16 protein-coding genes are annotated in these 15,830 nt (G+C 44.2%); 8 read left to right on the forward strand and 8 right to left on the reverse strand.

Annotation, left to right across the window (positions count from 1 at the left end):
- Positions 1-23 precede the first annotated feature (23 nt).
- The 4 genes from CTT31_RS01440 to CTT31_RS01455 form a co-directional block, all read right to left on the reverse strand.
- Positions 24-410: a hypothetical protein gene (locus CTT31_RS01440; protein ID WP_211859084.1), complete on the reverse strand. Its 387-nt coding sequence runs from the start codon at positions 408-410 to the stop codon at positions 24-26.
- Positions 410-2,002, reverse strand: a complete 1,593-nt coding sequence (locus CTT31_RS01445) for a S41 family peptidase (RefSeq protein WP_260491818.1) — start codon at positions 2,000-2,002, stop codon at positions 410-412. Before CTT31_RS01445 ends, CTT31_RS01440 begins: the two co-directional genes overlap by 1 nt.
- A 63-nt stretch (positions 2,003-2,065) precedes the next feature.
- Positions 2,066-2,686, reverse strand: a complete 621-nt coding sequence (locus tag CTT31_RS01450) for an endonuclease (protein ID WP_260491819.1) — start codon at positions 2,684-2,686, stop codon at positions 2,066-2,068.
- An 85-nt stretch (positions 2,687-2,771) separates the two neighbouring features.
- Positions 2,772-3,482, reverse strand: a complete 711-nt coding sequence (locus CTT31_RS01455) for a hypothetical protein (RefSeq protein WP_260492389.1) — start codon at positions 3,480-3,482, stop codon at positions 2,772-2,774.
- Between the two features lie 155 nt (positions 3,483-3,637).
- Here CTT31_RS01455 and CTT31_RS01460 point away from each other — a divergent pair, with 155 nt between their 5' ends.
- Positions 3,638-4,018, forward strand: a complete 381-nt coding sequence (locus tag CTT31_RS01460) for a hypothetical protein (RefSeq protein WP_010376275.1) — start codon at positions 3,638-3,640, stop codon at positions 4,016-4,018.
- Positions 4,019-4,136: 118 nt separating this feature from the next.
- Entirely contained in the window at positions 4,137-5,306 is a 1,170-nt protein-coding gene (locus CTT31_RS01465; protein ID WP_260491820.1) for a DUF3103 domain-containing protein, read from the forward strand.
- Positions 5,307-5,364: 58 nt separating this feature from the next.
- Here the strand turns inward: CTT31_RS01465 and CTT31_RS01470 are convergent, their stop codons facing one another.
- Complete coding sequence (locus tag CTT31_RS01470) at positions 5,365-6,975, reverse strand: endonuclease (protein ID WP_045990439.1); 1,611 nt, start codon at positions 6,973-6,975, stop codon at positions 5,365-5,367.
- A gap of 300 nt (positions 6,976-7,275) precedes the next feature.
- Here CTT31_RS01470 and CTT31_RS01475 point away from each other — a divergent pair, with 300 nt between their 5' ends.
- From CTT31_RS01475 to CTT31_RS01495, 5 genes are all read left to right on the forward strand, one after another.
- Positions 7,276-9,093 (forward strand): assimilatory sulfite reductase (NADPH) flavoprotein subunit, encoded by a 1,818-nt coding sequence (locus CTT31_RS01475; RefSeq protein WP_260492390.1) that lies wholly within the window; start codon positions 7,276-7,278, stop codon positions 9,091-9,093.
- 44 nt (positions 9,094-9,137) lie between these two features.
- Positions 9,138-10,859, forward strand: a complete 1,722-nt coding sequence (cysI, locus tag CTT31_RS01480) for an assimilatory sulfite reductase (NADPH) hemoprotein subunit (protein ID WP_211859089.1) — start codon at positions 9,138-9,140, stop codon at positions 10,857-10,859.
- Between the two features lie 38 nt (positions 10,860-10,897).
- Positions 10,898-11,638 carry a phosphoadenylyl-sulfate reductase gene (locus tag CTT31_RS01485; protein WP_260491821.1) on the forward strand — a complete coding sequence of 247 codons (741 nt, stop codon included), beginning with the start codon at positions 10,898-10,900 and terminating at the stop codon, positions 11,636-11,638.
- A gap of 104 nt (positions 11,639-11,742) precedes the next feature.
- Complete coding sequence (locus tag CTT31_RS01490; protein WP_240701580.1) at positions 11,743-12,510, forward strand: amino acid ABC transporter substrate-binding protein; 768 nt, start codon at positions 11,743-11,745, stop codon at positions 12,508-12,510.
- A gap of 13 nt (positions 12,511-12,523) precedes the next feature.
- Positions 12,524-13,063 carry a DUF4124 domain-containing protein gene (locus CTT31_RS01495; RefSeq protein WP_039494586.1) on the forward strand — a complete coding sequence of 180 codons (540 nt, stop codon included), beginning with the start codon at positions 12,524-12,526 and terminating at the stop codon, positions 13,061-13,063.
- On the opposite strand, the gene CTT31_RS01500 is transcribed toward CTT31_RS01495, so the two are convergent.
- The 3 genes from CTT31_RS01500 to CTT31_RS01510 all read right to left on the reverse strand — a co-directional run bounded on the left by CTT31_RS01500 (position 13,060) and on the right by CTT31_RS01510 (position 14,950).
- Positions 13,060-14,145: an NAD(P)/FAD-dependent oxidoreductase gene (locus CTT31_RS01500; protein ID WP_260491822.1), complete on the reverse strand. Its 1,086-nt coding sequence runs from the start codon at positions 14,143-14,145 to the stop codon at positions 13,060-13,062. The two genes, CTT31_RS01495 and CTT31_RS01500, sit on opposite strands and share 4 nt — an antisense overlap.
- A gap of 71 nt (positions 14,146-14,216) precedes the next feature.
- Positions 14,217-14,435 carry a hypothetical protein gene (locus tag CTT31_RS01505; RefSeq protein WP_039494584.1) on the reverse strand — a complete coding sequence of 73 codons (219 nt, stop codon included), beginning with the start codon at positions 14,433-14,435 and terminating at the stop codon, positions 14,217-14,219.
- A 77-nt stretch (positions 14,436-14,512) separates the two neighbouring features.
- Entirely contained in the window at positions 14,513-14,950 is a 438-nt protein-coding gene (locus CTT31_RS01510; RefSeq protein ID WP_010376255.1) for a PaaI family thioesterase, read from the reverse strand.
- A gap of 95 nt (positions 14,951-15,045) precedes the next feature.
- Here CTT31_RS01510 and CTT31_RS01515 point away from each other — a divergent pair, with 95 nt between their 5' ends.
- The gene (locus CTT31_RS01515) at positions 15,046-15,807 is read left to right on the forward strand and encodes a hypothetical protein (protein WP_260491823.1); all 762 of its coding nucleotides are present in this window, start codon (positions 15,046-15,048) and stop codon (positions 15,805-15,807) included.
- Positions 15,808-15,830: the final 23 nt, after the last annotated feature.

Consider the following 15,830-nt stretch of genomic DNA (forward strand, 5'->3'; position numbering starts at 1 on the left):
GGTTAAGAGAATTACGGCTGGCGTTATTTTTCCAGCTTTTTGCAGCTAACTTTACTGAGCACGACATAAGTATCTTTTTTCGGATAGTAGAGCACACACTGGGTGTCACGAAGCTGCAAGATGAAACTTTCATAAGCGAGATTATGGGCGCCTAAAATTGGACTGCCATTACCATCAAGGCTTTGCCCATGCTCAAGCAGTAGTGTTGGACTACGTAGAAAAACGGTACTTGCGAGCGTCGGTGGTACACCGCCTTTGAGTTTTACTATGGCTTGCTTGAGTTGTGATAACACTTCGGGCGAAGAAGCCGAGAGTACAGCTTCATTAACCGAAGTTGCTGCAGGCGCGCTATTGCACGCTTGCAGCAATAAAGCCAAAGCGGTGATTTTCACCGCTTTTAGCAGCGCCATTATTGCGGCTCCTTAGGCTTCATTAAAATTGCATTTTCCCGTAGTGGATAGACTGGGAGCGTAACCGCATGCTCCTTATTTTGATACTGTGGCTGAGCGGTAGGCGCAAATTGCGCTACATTTGGGCAACGACCGGTATCTATATGTGTCAGTGCTGCGGCGAAAAGATCTTCCTCCTGACTGCCAAGCGGTGCTGAGAAGTCATCAGCGACAATACAACCTGGCACTTGTGCACTTAGGCCAATTTCACCGCTGCTTGACGCTCCTGAAGGGGTAAAGCCATCGGCATATGCATCAAAGCCCTTCGCATTTTCTGAACCAAATTGGATGGTATAGTAAACCGTGCCGCAGTTTTGCGCGGGCACGAAGCCGTAGGGCTTGCCTCGAGTGGTACCACCGATCAAAAAGACTTCAACATCAATGCCGCGCAGGCCATTAATTACATTTTCACTGGCAGAGGCCGTGCCTCGTGTTGAGAGGATATAAACTCTAGGTAAAGTTACCGTAGGTAAAGAGGTGGTTGTAAACTTGTTTTCAGCCCAGTTAATCGCTCTAGACTCAAACTCTGTTCGTTCTTCTTCAGCAGTACGCTTGTCATTTAAGGTGCTATAAGTGAAGGTTTTGTTTAGGCTGCTGTTGCCCGCAACCATATAGCCTAGTTGCGCTGCCATAATGACGCGACCACCACCGTTGTAACGCATGTCGAGTACCAAGTCGTCTATTTGTTGTGTTTTAAATAGATTAAAGGCTTCAATTAATCCTTCTTGCGCTGTTGGAATAAATTGATTGAACTGCACATACCCAACCTGCTTGCCGCCATAGCTAATGACTTTAGCATTTTGCACCGGTGAGGTTTCAATATCGACTGAAGTCAGGGTGACTGATTTGTCGTTACCAGCTTTATCTTCAAATACAAAATGATGGGGCTCGCTTTGCTCTGGTGATAGGCCAGCATTCAGTGCAGCGGTATTATCACTTGAGATAAAGTCGACGCCATCTATCGAGAGGATCTTATCTCCACGTACGATCCCTGCATTCGCGGCTGGTGAATTAGGCTCTACTGCGGCGACAGTAAAATTACGTGGTGGTGATGTGGATATGGCCGCCCAACGAATGCCATAACCGGTTGTAACACCCGATTGCGCTTCTTTTTGGAAGCTTTCATAAGATTCGTAGAAATGAAATTGATCTTTGGCATTACCCGACGCCGTCGTTTGGTTTGTTTTTAATTGCTCGAAGTAATCAATAACGGTATCGAATTGTGTTGGGTCGTTATCTAGTACTTCGTCGTACCAAAGGTAGGTTTCGTTAGTAAAAGAGCGGAGCCACATTTTTTCATGCATCGCCGTACCAACCTTATCGGGATAAGGTTGGTTGTTGTTATATTTGTCAGTACCCGTTCTTGGCGAGGCGCAATAGTTAATAAACTGACTTGACGCAGGAAATTGATTAAACGTCCAAGTTGGCGGCTCGGTTTGTCCCGTGTTATTACCAGGGTTGTCGGTGCCTAATGAATCGCTGCCACCGCCACCACAAGCGGTTAATAACAAGGTCATTGCTGTTGATGCGAAAACTAGAGTAATACGTTGCATCGTATTCACGTTCCTGTTTTAGTTGTATGACTAAAAACTAGCACTGCTTGGGTTATCTCGCAATCACTGTTTCTGCCAAGCCGTGAATAATTTCCGCTGCTGTGAGGAGATATTTAGCCCGTAGGTTTTTTCCATATAAAAATACGCCTCAGCGATGCGTTTTCTTGCATATTCTGGAGGTTCAATTCGGCGTAATTTAAAGTCTATCTTGACTGGACATGCACCATAATTTGCTTCAGTACTAGGTAACATGCCAAAACGGAAATTAGACCGATCCCCATTGATTTCACCAATCGCTGGAGCAAGATTGTGAATATCTGCTTCCATTCTCCTAAATTGTTCACTGACTTTACGGCAGTGCTTTCTGCCCCCATCTTGCCAGCACTGCAACTGATGTCCAAATTCCCACGCGGGCACGATATGCTCCCACTCAATGCGCTGAGCACGGGCGTTTTCTTTGCCGTTGCGAGTGTAAGGTAACCTCGGGGTATAACCACAACTTGCGGGATCTGGGACCAGCTTTTTGCCTTGCTTTTTGATATTACAATTACAATAAAGCGTACGGGTATTGTCGGTAACTTGTTGTGATAAATATTTCTTTGCTTTTGAGAAAGACGTGAATTCTTGAGCGTTAGCTGTTAATACAAATAAGCTAAGCGCTAAGATATAGCAATATCGTGACATAACCTCTCACCAAATGGTGGAATACAGGGAATGTCACTATATCAAAAAAATCATCAATACCAACAAGCGTATACGGTAAACCCCTTTATTTATTCAGTGTAGGGCGACGTTTTCGCCAAGGTGGAGATTGCAATAATAACAATATCCCTGTTAGACAAAAGAGCACACTCGTAGCGGCGAAGGAAATGAGCAAGGGGTTATTAAAATCCTCACGTTCGTCGTAATCCATAATGTGTAACATCCAAAAAAAATCAAAGATGCGCCACAGCGTGCTACGAACCGTCACAACTTCACCGCTGGTTGCGCTAAGATACAGGGTAGTGGAGAAGATATCGTTATACTCGACTCGCCAAACATCTTCCTTGTAACCTGCTTCTCTGGGGGCTTTGGCAAGTCGTTCAATTTCGCTCACATCCGCTGCAATTAATAGGTGTTGGTTGGCCTGCTGTATTATTTGCTGTTGATTTGGAGTGGTAAAAGGTGCGCCTGTTATCCCGTTGAAAATAAGCTGCTCATCTTGGTTAAGTTTGATGATGGGAGTATCGAGAAAATGGCCGAACTGGATTTGGCGCACTTGCACCGTGCTTTGTACTAACTGATTGAGATCAGCTTGGTACGCGGTAGTGGGAAAGGGGTTGTCTAAGCTTCTATGCGCTAAGTGTTTACCATGGATCTTTTCCAATGGGATCGCGCTCATGACTAACCCGCCTAATAGCCAAGCAAAGATCTGTAAAAACAGCAAATAGCCAAGGTACTTGTGGAGTTTACGTGCGGGTTTTAGCAGTTTTTTAATCATCACAATATGTTATTCTAGTTGTTCGTGAGTATGATAACTATAACGCACGGTGCTTAGAATGTGACAAATTGTCGCATTGTCCAATAAGTAATGTCCTTATCACACTGATAAATAAGTCATTACTCGATTTAGCTTTACAAGGTAGCTTTTAATACATGTCTGAAATTCAATTTTTAAATGTCGATTTGGAACTGGAGTCAAAGCAGGATATTAGTGCGCTAGTTTCGGATTTAAAGAAAAATGCTATCGTGCTGCATTACGATCAAGATGACTATCGTCAATTGGCTCGCATCGAAGCAAATACCAATGAATTAACCCCTGACAAAGCGATTAACCAACTGTGTGAGTTAATTGAGTCTTGCTCTAAAGCGGCACTTAAGCAATGGCTAGGTTGTACTAAGCGAACTTTTGATATTGGCTTTAACTCAGGCAAGTCACCCAAGTGCTTTTCGCAAGCACTACAGGCCGATACGTTGCTTAGGATCTCTGCAATAGGTGCCGGTATAGAAATTACTATCTACCCAGTAGAAGAATAAAAACTCTAAAAGCTAGATTAAATTGTTTTATATGTTAACTATGTTAATGTATTGATAATTTGTTTTTGTTGTTTTATCTTGTTTATTCCATAACACGGATTATTTCTAGGAACGCAAGATGAAACAACATGTAACCCTCTCTACCCTAATGATAGCCATGCTCGGCGGAATGTCTTTCGCAAGTTCTGCGGCAGGCAAGGTTAATCTTAATACCTACAGTTCACTTAAGCAGCTTGATAAATTTAACGCTGCACCAGTTCAAGTTACTGATATAAAGAAGCAAATTGCGAAAAAATTAGCGCTATCACTTAATCACGTAGGCCCCCAAGTTCAAACTCAACTTAGCCAGTATCAGGATGCAGTTTCACTGGAGCAGCTACAAGTTCAGGGGTCAACTAAGCAGCTCATGACAGAAGCGAGCCAGTACACTCGCTCGTTAAAAGGCCTGACTGACTATAGCTCTAATCTATATCAGCTGCGTATTGCTTCTAGCGAAATGCTAACAAAGTGGCAACAAGGTGAAGCGCCATTAATTGCTTTTGCGCCTAAAGGTGATGATAAGCACTGGCAATATGTCGAGGCCTTTGATGAGCAAGGTCAATTGCATTTACTTGACGCACATACAATGCCAGAGCGACCCGTGCTAATCGTTGAACTTGATAGTGATAAGGTAAAACAAGAAGGCATTCAGGTAATGAAGCAAGTGTTTGCCAAGCAAGGCTTAGCAATGCCATCAACCGCTGTGCAGAGCAACGATGATGCTGAGCCGATCTCAACCAGTGTATTGAAGAAAATCAGACTAAATGACGATGAAGAGCCTTGGGTATCTGGGGCTGCGGAAGTTTACGGCATTGTAACAGGCGTCAACCCATCCCGAGATGAGCCCGTTTTAGATATTGTGGACATGCCATATTTGGACCACGATGGTACGGACTATACGCCTAATCAAATTATCATTCACTGGGAGCGATATCGTTGGCAAGCGGCAGATTTATTGCTGATGGAGCAAGACGACAATACTAACTATCAAGAATTAGCAACAACACTTTTGGATATTGTGACGCAAGTGATGCGCGCTATTCCTGATCCTAATGTTCAAGGCTATGCGATTATCCCGCAACTGACGAATCAATTGATCAAAGCGATGCCAAGCCATTGGTTTACTAACGATGATGACTACGTTGATGTGTTTTACACCTTGTTTGAAGGACAAACTTACAACGGGCATATGGGCGCAAGTGGTAATGCGAAAGTGACGATTGAGCCACTTACAATTAACCCTCGCTAAATATTAGCCAAAATGATGTTATTGAAAAAGGCCAGTTATTGGCCTTTTTTATTTATAGTTACCAAATTGCTTCGACAAACTCTGGATGGTCTACAAATGGATTTCGGTTACCCTGAAATTCATAAGCCGCTTGGTTGCGCGCTTGCTCTAGGGCATCGACAGGATCTTCGTTATGCCATCTTTTTAGCATGTTGACGACCCAAGTTTCGAAGACTTGCTGTTGTGTGCCATTGAGTACCGCATTGCTGTAGCTGGTATTATTTTGCCAATTTGCAATCACATCTTGATAACGCGTTGCCATATAGAAGTAGGCACGAGCAAAATCTCCTTTGAAACTATCAATAGGCTCAAATACGGTACCGCTGTAGTTAATACCAGATGCTGAACCTAAGCGACTACCATTACTTGAGGTATAAGAAGCGCTCCCTACTTCACCAAATGGATAGTTACTGCGCTTAGAATTTACATAACCATCGGAAGCAAAAATATGATGGATATCTGAATTCATCGGTTCTACTTGGCCACCAAACCAAGATTTAGGGAATGAGTGTTCACGATTATAGCAATCGCCCTCGCCGCTGTAACTGCCGCATTGTGATCCGGTAGAGACATAAGTAACACTATCATTTGCCGTTGGCTTTTCAGAGTAGCGATCTAATATACTGTTATCTTTTTCAAAATAGCGGTCGCGCTCGTTCTGATCGATAAAGCTCCAAATAGCAGAATATCCTTGTGATTGGTGGTTACGAATAATCTGGTGTAATTCTGTTTTCAGTGCATAACCGCTCAGTCCAGCAGCAGAGGCATAGTAACCATCACCTGAAGGGGGAGGCGTGGTTGTGCCAAGCGTAAAGGTATGATCTTGACGATTGCTGAACTGGCCGCCGGAAGCGAGCGTTGTACCAGCGTGCGTTAAGGTATACTGGCCATTACCATTGGTGCAACAAATTCCGTCGCCATAGCTGTCTAAAATCGTAAAGGTATAACTACCGTCGTTAAGACATAAGTTTTCATTTACCGATTGATTATTGCTATAGCCACTACCACTAGCAACTGTTGTGTTTGCTGTATTAGTGATTTGCCAGCTCGTTTCGCTACCATAATTATCGGTCATCAAAGCGAGAGTGACACTATTATTTTGACAGCTCTGAGGCGGCTCTGGTGTGGTAGAAGTTGGACCAAAGCCGTCAACGTAGACAGTTTCATTACCGTCAAAACCACTGCCATCGTAAAAACGTAAGCCAACATTAATCGCAGTGGTTGCAGTTGCGGTATAGGTATAGCTAAGTTGTTGCCACTGCCCGACATTGAACTGATCTGAATAACCATGATAGCCGTCCACCACTAATCGTGCTTTGACGCCACCTTCCGTGTGATAGACCCAAGTGCTAAATTGATAGCTTTTACCTGCTTCAACGTTTACTTGCTGTTGTAAGTCTGTGCTACTTTGTGTTGCAGTAGTTACCTGCACCGCAGCGGCAAGATTACCGTCTTTTATTGGTGTCGTAACCGAGCTAAGTGTGATGCCCGAGTCTATCGTCGTCCATCCACTAGGGACTTGACCGCTCCAGCTCTCGAAACTGCCATTTGTAACTTCTGCAGCAGCGCTTAAGCTGAGTATTGAGCAATAAGAACTGAGTATTAGGTTTATATATTTCCCGTGTTTCATTTTTAGTCTCATTATTATGATTATCTGTATTATTGATTTGTCTGTGTATGACAGTTTGATTTTGCATCAAAACTGTTACGGCAATGTTAAACTTTTTAACGGTTAAATATCGAACTTCTTTTAATCTGTTTTCTTTGGACTTTTCAATCTTCAATAACTAAAAGGAATATAAAAGCAGATTCTATTCTTTTTGATCTCTCAATTTGCCACGTATGCTTCACGCTAATAAAAGTAGGCTACGCTCTGTGCGAGCCAGTTATGCAATGAGCAAGCAAAACCTTTTGGGTACGGGGATCCATGATGTTGTTAAGTCAACTTAATGCTGCAGCAAGTCCGCTGACACATGAACAACTGCAAAAACTACAAGGCTTAGTTGGAGAGTTAAATCCAATCCAACAGGCATGGGTAAGTGGCTATTTAGCTGCAACCGCAAATTCAGCTGCATTATCAGGTATTGCTGGACAAGCAACAGCGGGCGCTGACGAGTCTGCACCTCTGACTATTTTATTTGGTTCACAAACTGGTAACGCAAAAGGGGTTGCAAACCAAATTAAAGCTCAGGCGGAAGCGCGTGGCTTGACGACTAAGTTGGTCAATATGGCTGACTACAAACCTGCCAACCTGAAGAAAGAGAAGTTCTTAGTGATTGCTGTCTCTACTTACGGTGAGGGTGAGCCACCAGAAGATGCAGAAGCATTGCATGAATTCTTAGCTGGTAAGAAGGCGCCTAAACTGGAAGGTGTAAAGCAAGCTGTGATTGGCCTTGGTGATTCAAGTTATGAATTCTTCTGCCAAACAGCAAAGGATTTTGAAGCGCGGTTGGCTGCCCTTGGCGCTGAAATTGCTGTGCCGCGTGCTGACTTAGATGTGGATTATGAAGCTGAAGCCGAGGCGTGGATCGCACTGGCGCTAGATGCGTTGGAGCCTGCGCTTAAAGCTCAGCAGCAAGCGGGTGGTGGTAATGTTATCAGCATGCCGTTTGGTGCTCCTCAGGCCGCAGCGAGCCAATATACAAAGCAAAACCCATTTGCGGCTGAGCTGAGTGTGGTACAAAAGATCACTGGCAGAAACTCAAGTAAAGATGTGCGTCACATTGAAATTTCCCTTGAAGGCTCTGATATCACTTATCAGCCGGGTGATTCACTTGGCTTGTATTTCTTAAATGACCCACAAGAAGTGGCGGCGGTGATCGATGTCTTAAAACTCGACAAAGCACAAACTGTAAAAATAGGTGAACTCTCGGTTTCATTAGAAACGGCGTTAATTGAACATCTTGAACTAACACAGTCGTATCCTGGCTTTGTTGAAAAGTATGCGATTGCAACTGGGAATGAGGAACTAAGCGCACTTGCAAACGATAAAGCGGCATTGCGTGCTTATATTGAAGAACGCCAAATCTTCGATGTGATAAAGCAAAACCCTGCCAACATTGAGGCGCAAGCACTAGTTGATTGCTGCCGCAAATTACAAGCGCGCCTGTACTCTATCGCGTCAAGCCAAGCTGAGGTGGAAGAAGAGGTGCATTTAACCGTAGGTTTAGTTGAATTTGATACCTTTGGTGAAAAGCATTTTGGCGGCTGCTCAGGTTATTTAGCGAATCGTGCTGAAGAAGGCACGAAAGTGAAAGTATTCAGTGAGCACAACGATAACTTTAGATTACCTGTCGACAATGCCACACCTGTGATCATGGTTGGTCCAGGTACAGGTATCGCACCGTTCAGAGCCTTCTTGCAAGAACGTGAGGCGCGTGACGCTGAGGGTGAAAACTGGCTGTTCTTTGGTAATCCACACTTTACGGAAGATTTCCTTTATCAAGTAGAAATTCAAAAGTATGTAAAGTCGGGTTTATTAACACATGTAGATTTGGCATTTAGCCGTGATCAGGCAGAAAAGATTTACGTGCAAGATAGACTGCGCGAGAAGGGCGAAGCTGTATTTGCATGGCTTGAAAAGGGCGCTCATTTTTATGTCTGTGGTGACGCTAGCAGAATGGCCAAAGATGTACACCAAGCACTTATCGACATCATTAAAACCCATGGAGGGAAAGATGATGAACAAGCTGAGCAATATCTTAAAGCATTGCGTAGCGCAAACCGTTATCAGAAAGACGTTTACTAACGCGTCTTGTTATACCGTCAGCCAATTTTAATGTAGGAAAGACAATGAGCAACTCTGAAATCAAACCGAATAGTAAGCTCGATGCAAACGCAAAGTTTTCTGATAATGAGCGTTTGAAGTCACAAAGTGCCCACTTACGTGGCACAATTTCAACGGATCTGACCGATCAACTAACCGGTGGCTTTACTGCGGATAACTTCCAATTGATCCGTTTCCACGGTATGTATCAGCAAGATGACCGCGATATCCGCCCAGAGCGTACTAAGCAACGCCTTGAGCCACTGCATAACGTGATGCTTCGAGCTCGTATGCCTGGCGGTATCATAAAACCACATCAGTGGTTGGCGATTGATGAGTTTGCAGCGGATAAAACCATGTATGGCAGCATTCGTCTGACAACGCGTCAAACTTTCCAGTTCCACGGTGTATTGAAGCCAAACATCAAAGGGATGCACCAGCTGCTGAATAGCGTAGGTATCGATTCTATTGCGACGGCGGGTGATGTAAACCGCAACGTGTTGTGTACAACTAACCCGGTTGAATCCGAGTTACACCAAGAAGCATACGAGTGGGCGGCTAAAATTTCAGAGCACTTGCTACCCAAAACCAAAGCTTACGCTGAAATCTGGTTGAACGGTGAAAAAACCGAGACAACGGCAGAGCCGATTTTGGGCGATACGTATTTACCACGTAAGTTCAAAACCACCGTTACTATTCCGCCAAACAATGAAGTCGATGTGCATGCCAATGACCTTAACTTTGTTGCTATCGCAGATGAAGGCAAGCTAGTTGGCTTTAACGTGCTTGTGGGTGGTGGTTTGGCGATGACCCATGGTGACGTTAATACCTATCCACGTAAAGCAGATGACCTTGGCTTTATTCCGCTTGAGCATACACTTGCCGTTGCTGAGCATGTGGTTTCTGTGCAACGTGACTGGGGTAACCGAGTAAACCGTAAAAATGCAAAAACTAAATATACGCTAGATACATTTGGCACTGAGGCGTTTAAAGCGGAAGTTGAAAACCGTGCCGGTATGACGTTTGAGCCAAGCCGTCCTTATGAATTCACTCACCGTGGCGACCGCTTTGGTTGGGTTGAAGGTATTGATGGTAAGCATCACTTAACGGTGTTTATCGAAAATGGCCGTATTTTAGATTTCCCAGATAAACCACTTAAAACAGGTTGTCGCAAAATTGCAGAGATCCACAAAGGGGATTTCCGCATGACTGCAAACCAAAACTTAATTATTGCTGGAGTTGCAGCTGAGGATAAAGCGCAAATCGAACAAATTGCCCGCGAGCATGGTTTGATAGATAGCAAACATTCAGAACAGCGCAAAAACTCGATGGCGTGTGTATCGCTACCGACGTGTCCACTTGCGATGGCTGAGGCGGAGCGCTATTTACCTGAGCTTGTGACAAAGGTAGAAGAGCTGCTCGCCAAGCATGAGGTTGCTGAAGAGAATATTATCCTTCGTGTAGTTGGCTGCCCTAACGGCTGTGGCCGAGCGATGCTAGCTGAGGTTGGATTCGTGGGTAAAGGACCAGGTAAATACAATATGTATTTAGGTGGTAACCGTGCTGGTACTCGCATTCCTAAGCTGTACTTGGAGAATGTTGGCGAAGACGTCTTCCTGCCAGCGCTAGATGAGTTGATTGGTCAGTGGGTCGGTGAGCGCAACGAAGGTGAATGTTTTGGTGACTATGTCATCCGCAAAGAAATCGTTGCGGAAGTAAAAGTGTCAAAAACTGATTTCCACGCTTGATTTAGAACGGGCAGCTACGCTGCCCATTGGATGAGAAAATGAGTGATTTTAAGCAAATATTGACTCTGGACAGTGCAACTCAGCAGATGCTACTCGCGGATGCTAATGCCCTACTGAGTGATAAAACTGCCGAGCAGAGAGTGGCTTGGGCACTGGAAAACTTACCGGATACTCACTTTTTGTCTTCTAGTTTCGGTATTCAAGCTGCGGTTATGTTACATCTTTTGACTCAGCAGCAGCCTGATATTCCCGTGGTACTTACTGATACGGGCTATTTGTTTCCTGAGACGTATCAATTTATAGAATCACTGTCAGAGCGTTTGGCACTCAATCTTAAGATATATCGTGCTAAGCAGAGTCCTGCTTGGCAAGAGGCGGTGTATGGTAAGTTATGGGAGCAAGGCGAAGAAGGGATTAAAAAATACAATACGCTAAACAAAGTTGAGCCGATGACTCAAGCGTTACGTGAACTTAGCGCAGGCACTTGGTTCAGTGGCTTACGTCGCCAACAGTCTTCAACGCGTGCGGATAAGCCAATCGTTGAGCTCAGTCGCGGCACGGTCAAGTTTTACCCTATTATTGACTGGCATAATCGTGGTGTTTATCAATATCTTACAAAGTTTGATTTGCCTTATCACCCGCTCTGGGAGCAAGGCTATGTTTCTATGGGGGATGTTCACACTACTCGTAAGCTTGAACCTGGCATGACAGAGGAAGAAACACGTTTCTTCGGTCTAAATCGTGAGTGTGGGTTGCATATTGATGGTGATGGTATTTAGATCCGCAATGTATATTTAGTAGATTTGAGTGTGGCTGGTTTTTTGACTTGGAAATTCCCAGCGATCGGTCATACTTAGTCTATTATTTGTTCAAGGTCTTGGAGGTGGCTTTGATCTACTTTCCAAAGACGATGTTATTATTGCTACTTTGTTGTACCTTGTCTCTTGCTGGCTACGCTAAAACCGCGGAAGAAAGCAAAACGTTTATCAACTTTGCAGTGCAGTATTATCCTCCCTTTATTATCGAACATGCCCAAGAGCAGGGTGTGCTTATCGATATTTTCGAGCTGTTTGCAGCACAATATCATTACCAACCAAATTACCCTGTGTATCCAGAAAAGCGTTCGTCTGTAGAAATCGAGCGAGGAAATGTTGATGTGCGGATGGAGTCTGAACATTGGTATCGTGGCACAATGCAAATGTGTTGGAGCGCGCCAATTTACACAATTGAAGATGTCTTTGTTACACACAAGCAGGCTGAACAATTTGATGTCAACGGCTTAAATGAGCATCTATTTTTAGGTCGATTTGGTTACACCTATCCTCAGTTAGAGCCGTATTTTGACAGTAATTTGCTGCAGCGCAAAGACTACTACTCAGAGTTTGATATCTTATCCGTGCTTGCAGGCGGAAGTGACAAAAGTCTCGCTTTTTCTATTGTTGGCGAACCAACACTGCGTTGGTTACAGCTGAAATATCCAGTATTAAAAAGTACTATCAGCGTGCGCGGCGTTTCGGATGTGGCGCCGTTACAATTGCAGTTTGGTCGCACTCAAAGAGCGAAAAAATTGTGTGATGACTTCAATCACTTTTATGCTGACTTTAAAAAAACGGAGCAATTTAAGCAGATACTGTTAAAGTATGGGCTCTAAGGAAAGTCAGAGTATGAAGATGAAAGCCGCAAGTTACTTGATGATTATGATAATGCTGGTGGCGTTAGCCAGTTTGTTTGTATTGAAGCGTCCTGATGGCAAGCCATGGTTAAATGTAAATTCGTTGACCAACAAGGTTGAGCAGCAGGTAACAGAATTAACGGTTCAAGGTGTGACAGCGCTTGATAAAGTGAAAACCCACACGAAGGAGCTTGTGAGTGACGACACTCAGCAATCTACATCTGGGGTGCAAGTGTATCGTTGGCAGGACGCCAAAGGACAATGGCATTACTCTGATAAACCCAATCCAAACGGCGAGTCGCAGCACTATCAATTAGACGAGCGCAAAATTACCGTGATAGCAGCCGAAGACACAAGCATTCTGAATAAACAGCCAGAGCAAGCCGTAAGTAAAGAAGCTGCTTCGGCATTACCAACGGCATTAAATCCAAAAGCGGTAAAACAGGTGATGGAAGATGCGAAAAACATTCAGCAGCTGATGGATGATAGAACGAAACAGCTTGAAAAGGCACTGGAGGAAAACCAGCGCTAAAGTCGTTGTTCAATATATTCTGCAATGGCGAGACTTGCGGTCAATCCCGGTGACTCAATCGCCATTAAGTTAACAAAGCCTGATATTCCATGGGTTGCCTCGAACTGAATTACAAAGTCACTTTGCTTTTCTTTGCTTAATTTGGGTCTTATCCCAGTGTAATCCGCTGTCAGTCTATTCTCATCCAGAGTCGGCCAGTATCGCTTTATTGCGGTGACAAAGCGCGCTTTTTGGGAGTCATCAAACTGATAATCAATGTTTTCAATATAGTCGGTATCAGGGCCAAACTTGAGTTGCCCTGCTAAATCTAATGTCGCGTGTACGCCCAATCCATGCGTGTTAGGTAGAGGATAGATGAGCTGTTGAAAAGGGTGCTTACCTTGATAGCGATAGTAACGGCCGCGACAATAATAGGCGATGGCTTTGTCGCTATCACCGGTAATTTTATTGAGTACATCGGGGGCGTTCAGCCCAGCGCTGTTTATCAGCTGGCTACAGCCCATTTCGAACTGCTCGCCATCGCAGCGCAACGCAACAATAAAATCACTGCCTAATTGCTGTGCGTGCATAAACTCACTTTGCGTCGCAACAATCCCCCCATTACTTTCTACCTCAGCGATGAGTGACAGCATAAATTGGTGGCTGTCTACAATGCCGGTGGAGGGAGAGAATAGTGCGCTATGTATTTTCAAATAGCTGAGCTGTTGCTTGATAGTCTTGGATGAAGCAAAGTCAAGATCCGTGACTGAGTTAGCATGGGCACGCGTCTTAATTTGTTCTAGGCTTTGCGCTTCCTCTTCGGTTGTCGCAACAATGAATTTACCGAGTCGCTGAAAGGGGATGTTTAGCTGTTCACAGTGTGTGTAAAGGAGTGCTTTTCCTCGCACGCAGAGCTGGTGCTTTAAGCTACCATAAGGGTAGTAAATGCCGGCATGGATCACTTCACTATTACGGCTACTCGTATGCTCACCTACACGAGATTCTTTATCGATAACAATAACGCTGCGGCTCTGGCTGAGTTTTGCTGCTATCGCTAAGCCTACAACGCCAGCGCCAATAATTAGGGTGTCGACCTTTTCCACAAACTAAGTACCTTCATAAACCTAGACGCTCAGGGTGCAGTAAAATCAACCCAATATCAAGCTGGTATGCGTTAATCTCGGTGCTCTCGACGCATTAGTAAAATGGTCAGATATATTTTAGTTGGTAAAGAACAAATAAGGCCGAGCGCGACACAGCTCGCACCAATTATAAAACCGCTCGGACCAAGATCATTCAGCCAGTCGCTCGTTAACATGGTGTGGCCTGTGAAAATTAAAATCAATCCCACCACAATGAGCATATGCAGAGGCCAAAGCTTTTGAGTTGACACAGTACCACCTCACTATTTTGTGTGTTGCAATAATAATGAGGTGGGTTTGGTTTTTTGTAGTTGTGATAGATCAAGTTTTAGCGTGATACTACGGCGGCGGTCATTCTGGAAATGCAGCATAGTTCATTGCGACTGTTAGTGATGCGGATCTCCCAAACAGATGAACGTTTACCGAGATGTACAGGCTTAGCAATGGCTGTGAGTATGCCTGTTCTTGATGCTTTTAAGTGATTCGCATTGATCTCTTGCCCAACACAGTAGAATTGTTCAGTATCTACAACAAAGTTTGCTGCGTAACTAGCAACGGTTTCCGCTAAAGCAACGTTTGCGCCGCCATGGACCATACCCATGGGATTATGGTGCTCAGGAATGGCAGGCATAGTCGCAACCAAGTAATCGTCACCCACCTCGCTGATTTCTATTCCTAACGTTTTCATGAGCGTACCTTTACCCGTCATGCCATCTTCCAGCTTTTTGCATAACTCTACACTTACGGGTTTGAACCAGATTGCCATACTTGTCTCTCTTTTGAATACATATGCTTACATTTTTTTACTATGGCGATTTTTTTTCATAGTTACAATCGTTTCATTAACATAAAGGGGAAAGTATGAAAGCATTATCGCTGATAGGACTGTTATTTTATTCAGGCTTCAGTATAGCTAACTCTCACGAAGTAAGTGTTGGCTTCGGAGAGTTTTTAGAGATTGAGGATGGATTCTTAGGTGTTCAGTATCGACACTATCTTACTGAGTTAAAGAATGATGGCACACCCTATGGTTTACAGGGGTACCTGCAAAAAAGTAACAACTTCTCTGTAGGTGGTTTTAAAAATGATGATTGGCATCTTTACCAAGCTGATGCGGAATTCTTTATTGGACGAGACTGGCGAGTTGCTGTAGATGTAACTCAATTTAGAGATGACTCTGCACTTTTTACTGCGACGCGAGATACGATAGCGCTGGTACAAGTGGGACGTTTTGTTAGTGAGAACATGCAGCTTGGGGTTACGTTCATCGGTGAGCGTTCAGAATTTGATAACTACGGAGTGGATGAACGAGATACAGAAACGGCAATAGCGCCATTTTTTCGTTATACAGAGATTGATAATGGCGTTGGATGGGATGTAAAAATGCAAAAAGTCGCAGCAGATATCGACTTTTGGCAGATCCATGCTGGCTATTATTTGGCTAAGAATTGGCAGATCTCTGCATCAGCTCGATTACGTGAAGATGATTTTGACCAATCCGTAGTGGAATTACAGACCGATTATTGGTTTAGTTCACAATCGGCGCTGAAGTTTGGTATTGGCAGTGCGTTTGATGATGGTGGTATCAATACCATTACGCTGATTTACACTCGCAGGTTTTAAAAAAGACGGCCGGTGCCGTCTTT

This window comes from Pseudoalteromonas maricaloris (assembly GCF_024746855.1).
Taxonomy (GTDB): domain Bacteria; phylum Pseudomonadota; class Gammaproteobacteria; order Enterobacterales; family Alteromonadaceae; genus Pseudoalteromonas; species Pseudoalteromonas maricaloris.

Excerpts from the sequence above, each read along its gene's own strand:
- CTT31_RS01440 (WP_211859084.1), bottom strand. The coding sequence starts at position 410 with ATGGCGCTGCTAAAAGCGGTGAAAATCACCGCTTTGGCTTTATTGCTG.
- CTT31_RS01445 (WP_260491818.1), bottom strand. The coding sequence starts at position 2,002 with ATGCAACGTATTACTCTAGTTTTCGCATCAACAGCAATGACCTTGTTA.
- CTT31_RS01450 (WP_260491819.1), bottom strand. The coding sequence starts at position 2,686 with ATGTCACGATATTGCTATATCTTAGCGCTTAGCTTATTTGTATTAACA.
- CTT31_RS01455 (WP_260492389.1), bottom strand. The coding sequence starts at position 3,482 with ATGATTAAAAAACTGCTAAAACCCGCACGTAAACTCCACAAGTACCTT.
- CTT31_RS01460 (WP_010376275.1), top strand. The coding sequence starts at position 3,638 with ATGTCTGAAATTCAATTTTTAAATGTCGATTTGGAACTGGAGTCAAAG.
- CTT31_RS01465 (WP_260491820.1), top strand. The coding sequence starts at position 4,137 with ATGAAACAACATGTAACCCTCTCTACCCTAATGATAGCCATGCTCGGC.
- CTT31_RS01470 (WP_045990439.1), bottom strand. The coding sequence starts at position 6,975 with ATGAAACACGGGAAATATATAAACCTAATACTCAGTTCTTATTGCTCA.
- CTT31_RS01475 (WP_260492390.1), top strand. The coding sequence starts at position 7,276 with ATGTTGTTAAGTCAACTTAATGCTGCAGCAAGTCCGCTGACACATGAA.
- cysI (WP_211859089.1), top strand. The coding sequence starts at position 9,138 with ATGAGCAACTCTGAAATCAAACCGAATAGTAAGCTCGATGCAAACGCA.
- CTT31_RS01485 (WP_260491821.1), top strand. The coding sequence starts at position 10,898 with ATGAGTGATTTTAAGCAAATATTGACTCTGGACAGTGCAACTCAGCAG.
- CTT31_RS01495 (WP_039494586.1), top strand. The coding sequence starts at position 12,524 with ATGAAGATGAAAGCCGCAAGTTACTTGATGATTATGATAATGCTGGTG.
- CTT31_RS01510 (WP_010376255.1), bottom strand. The coding sequence starts at position 14,950 with ATGGCAATCTGGTTCAAACCCGTAAGTGTAGAGTTATGCAAAAAGCTG.
- CTT31_RS01515 (WP_260491823.1), top strand. The coding sequence starts at position 15,046 with ATGAAAGCATTATCGCTGATAGGACTGTTATTTTATTCAGGCTTCAGT.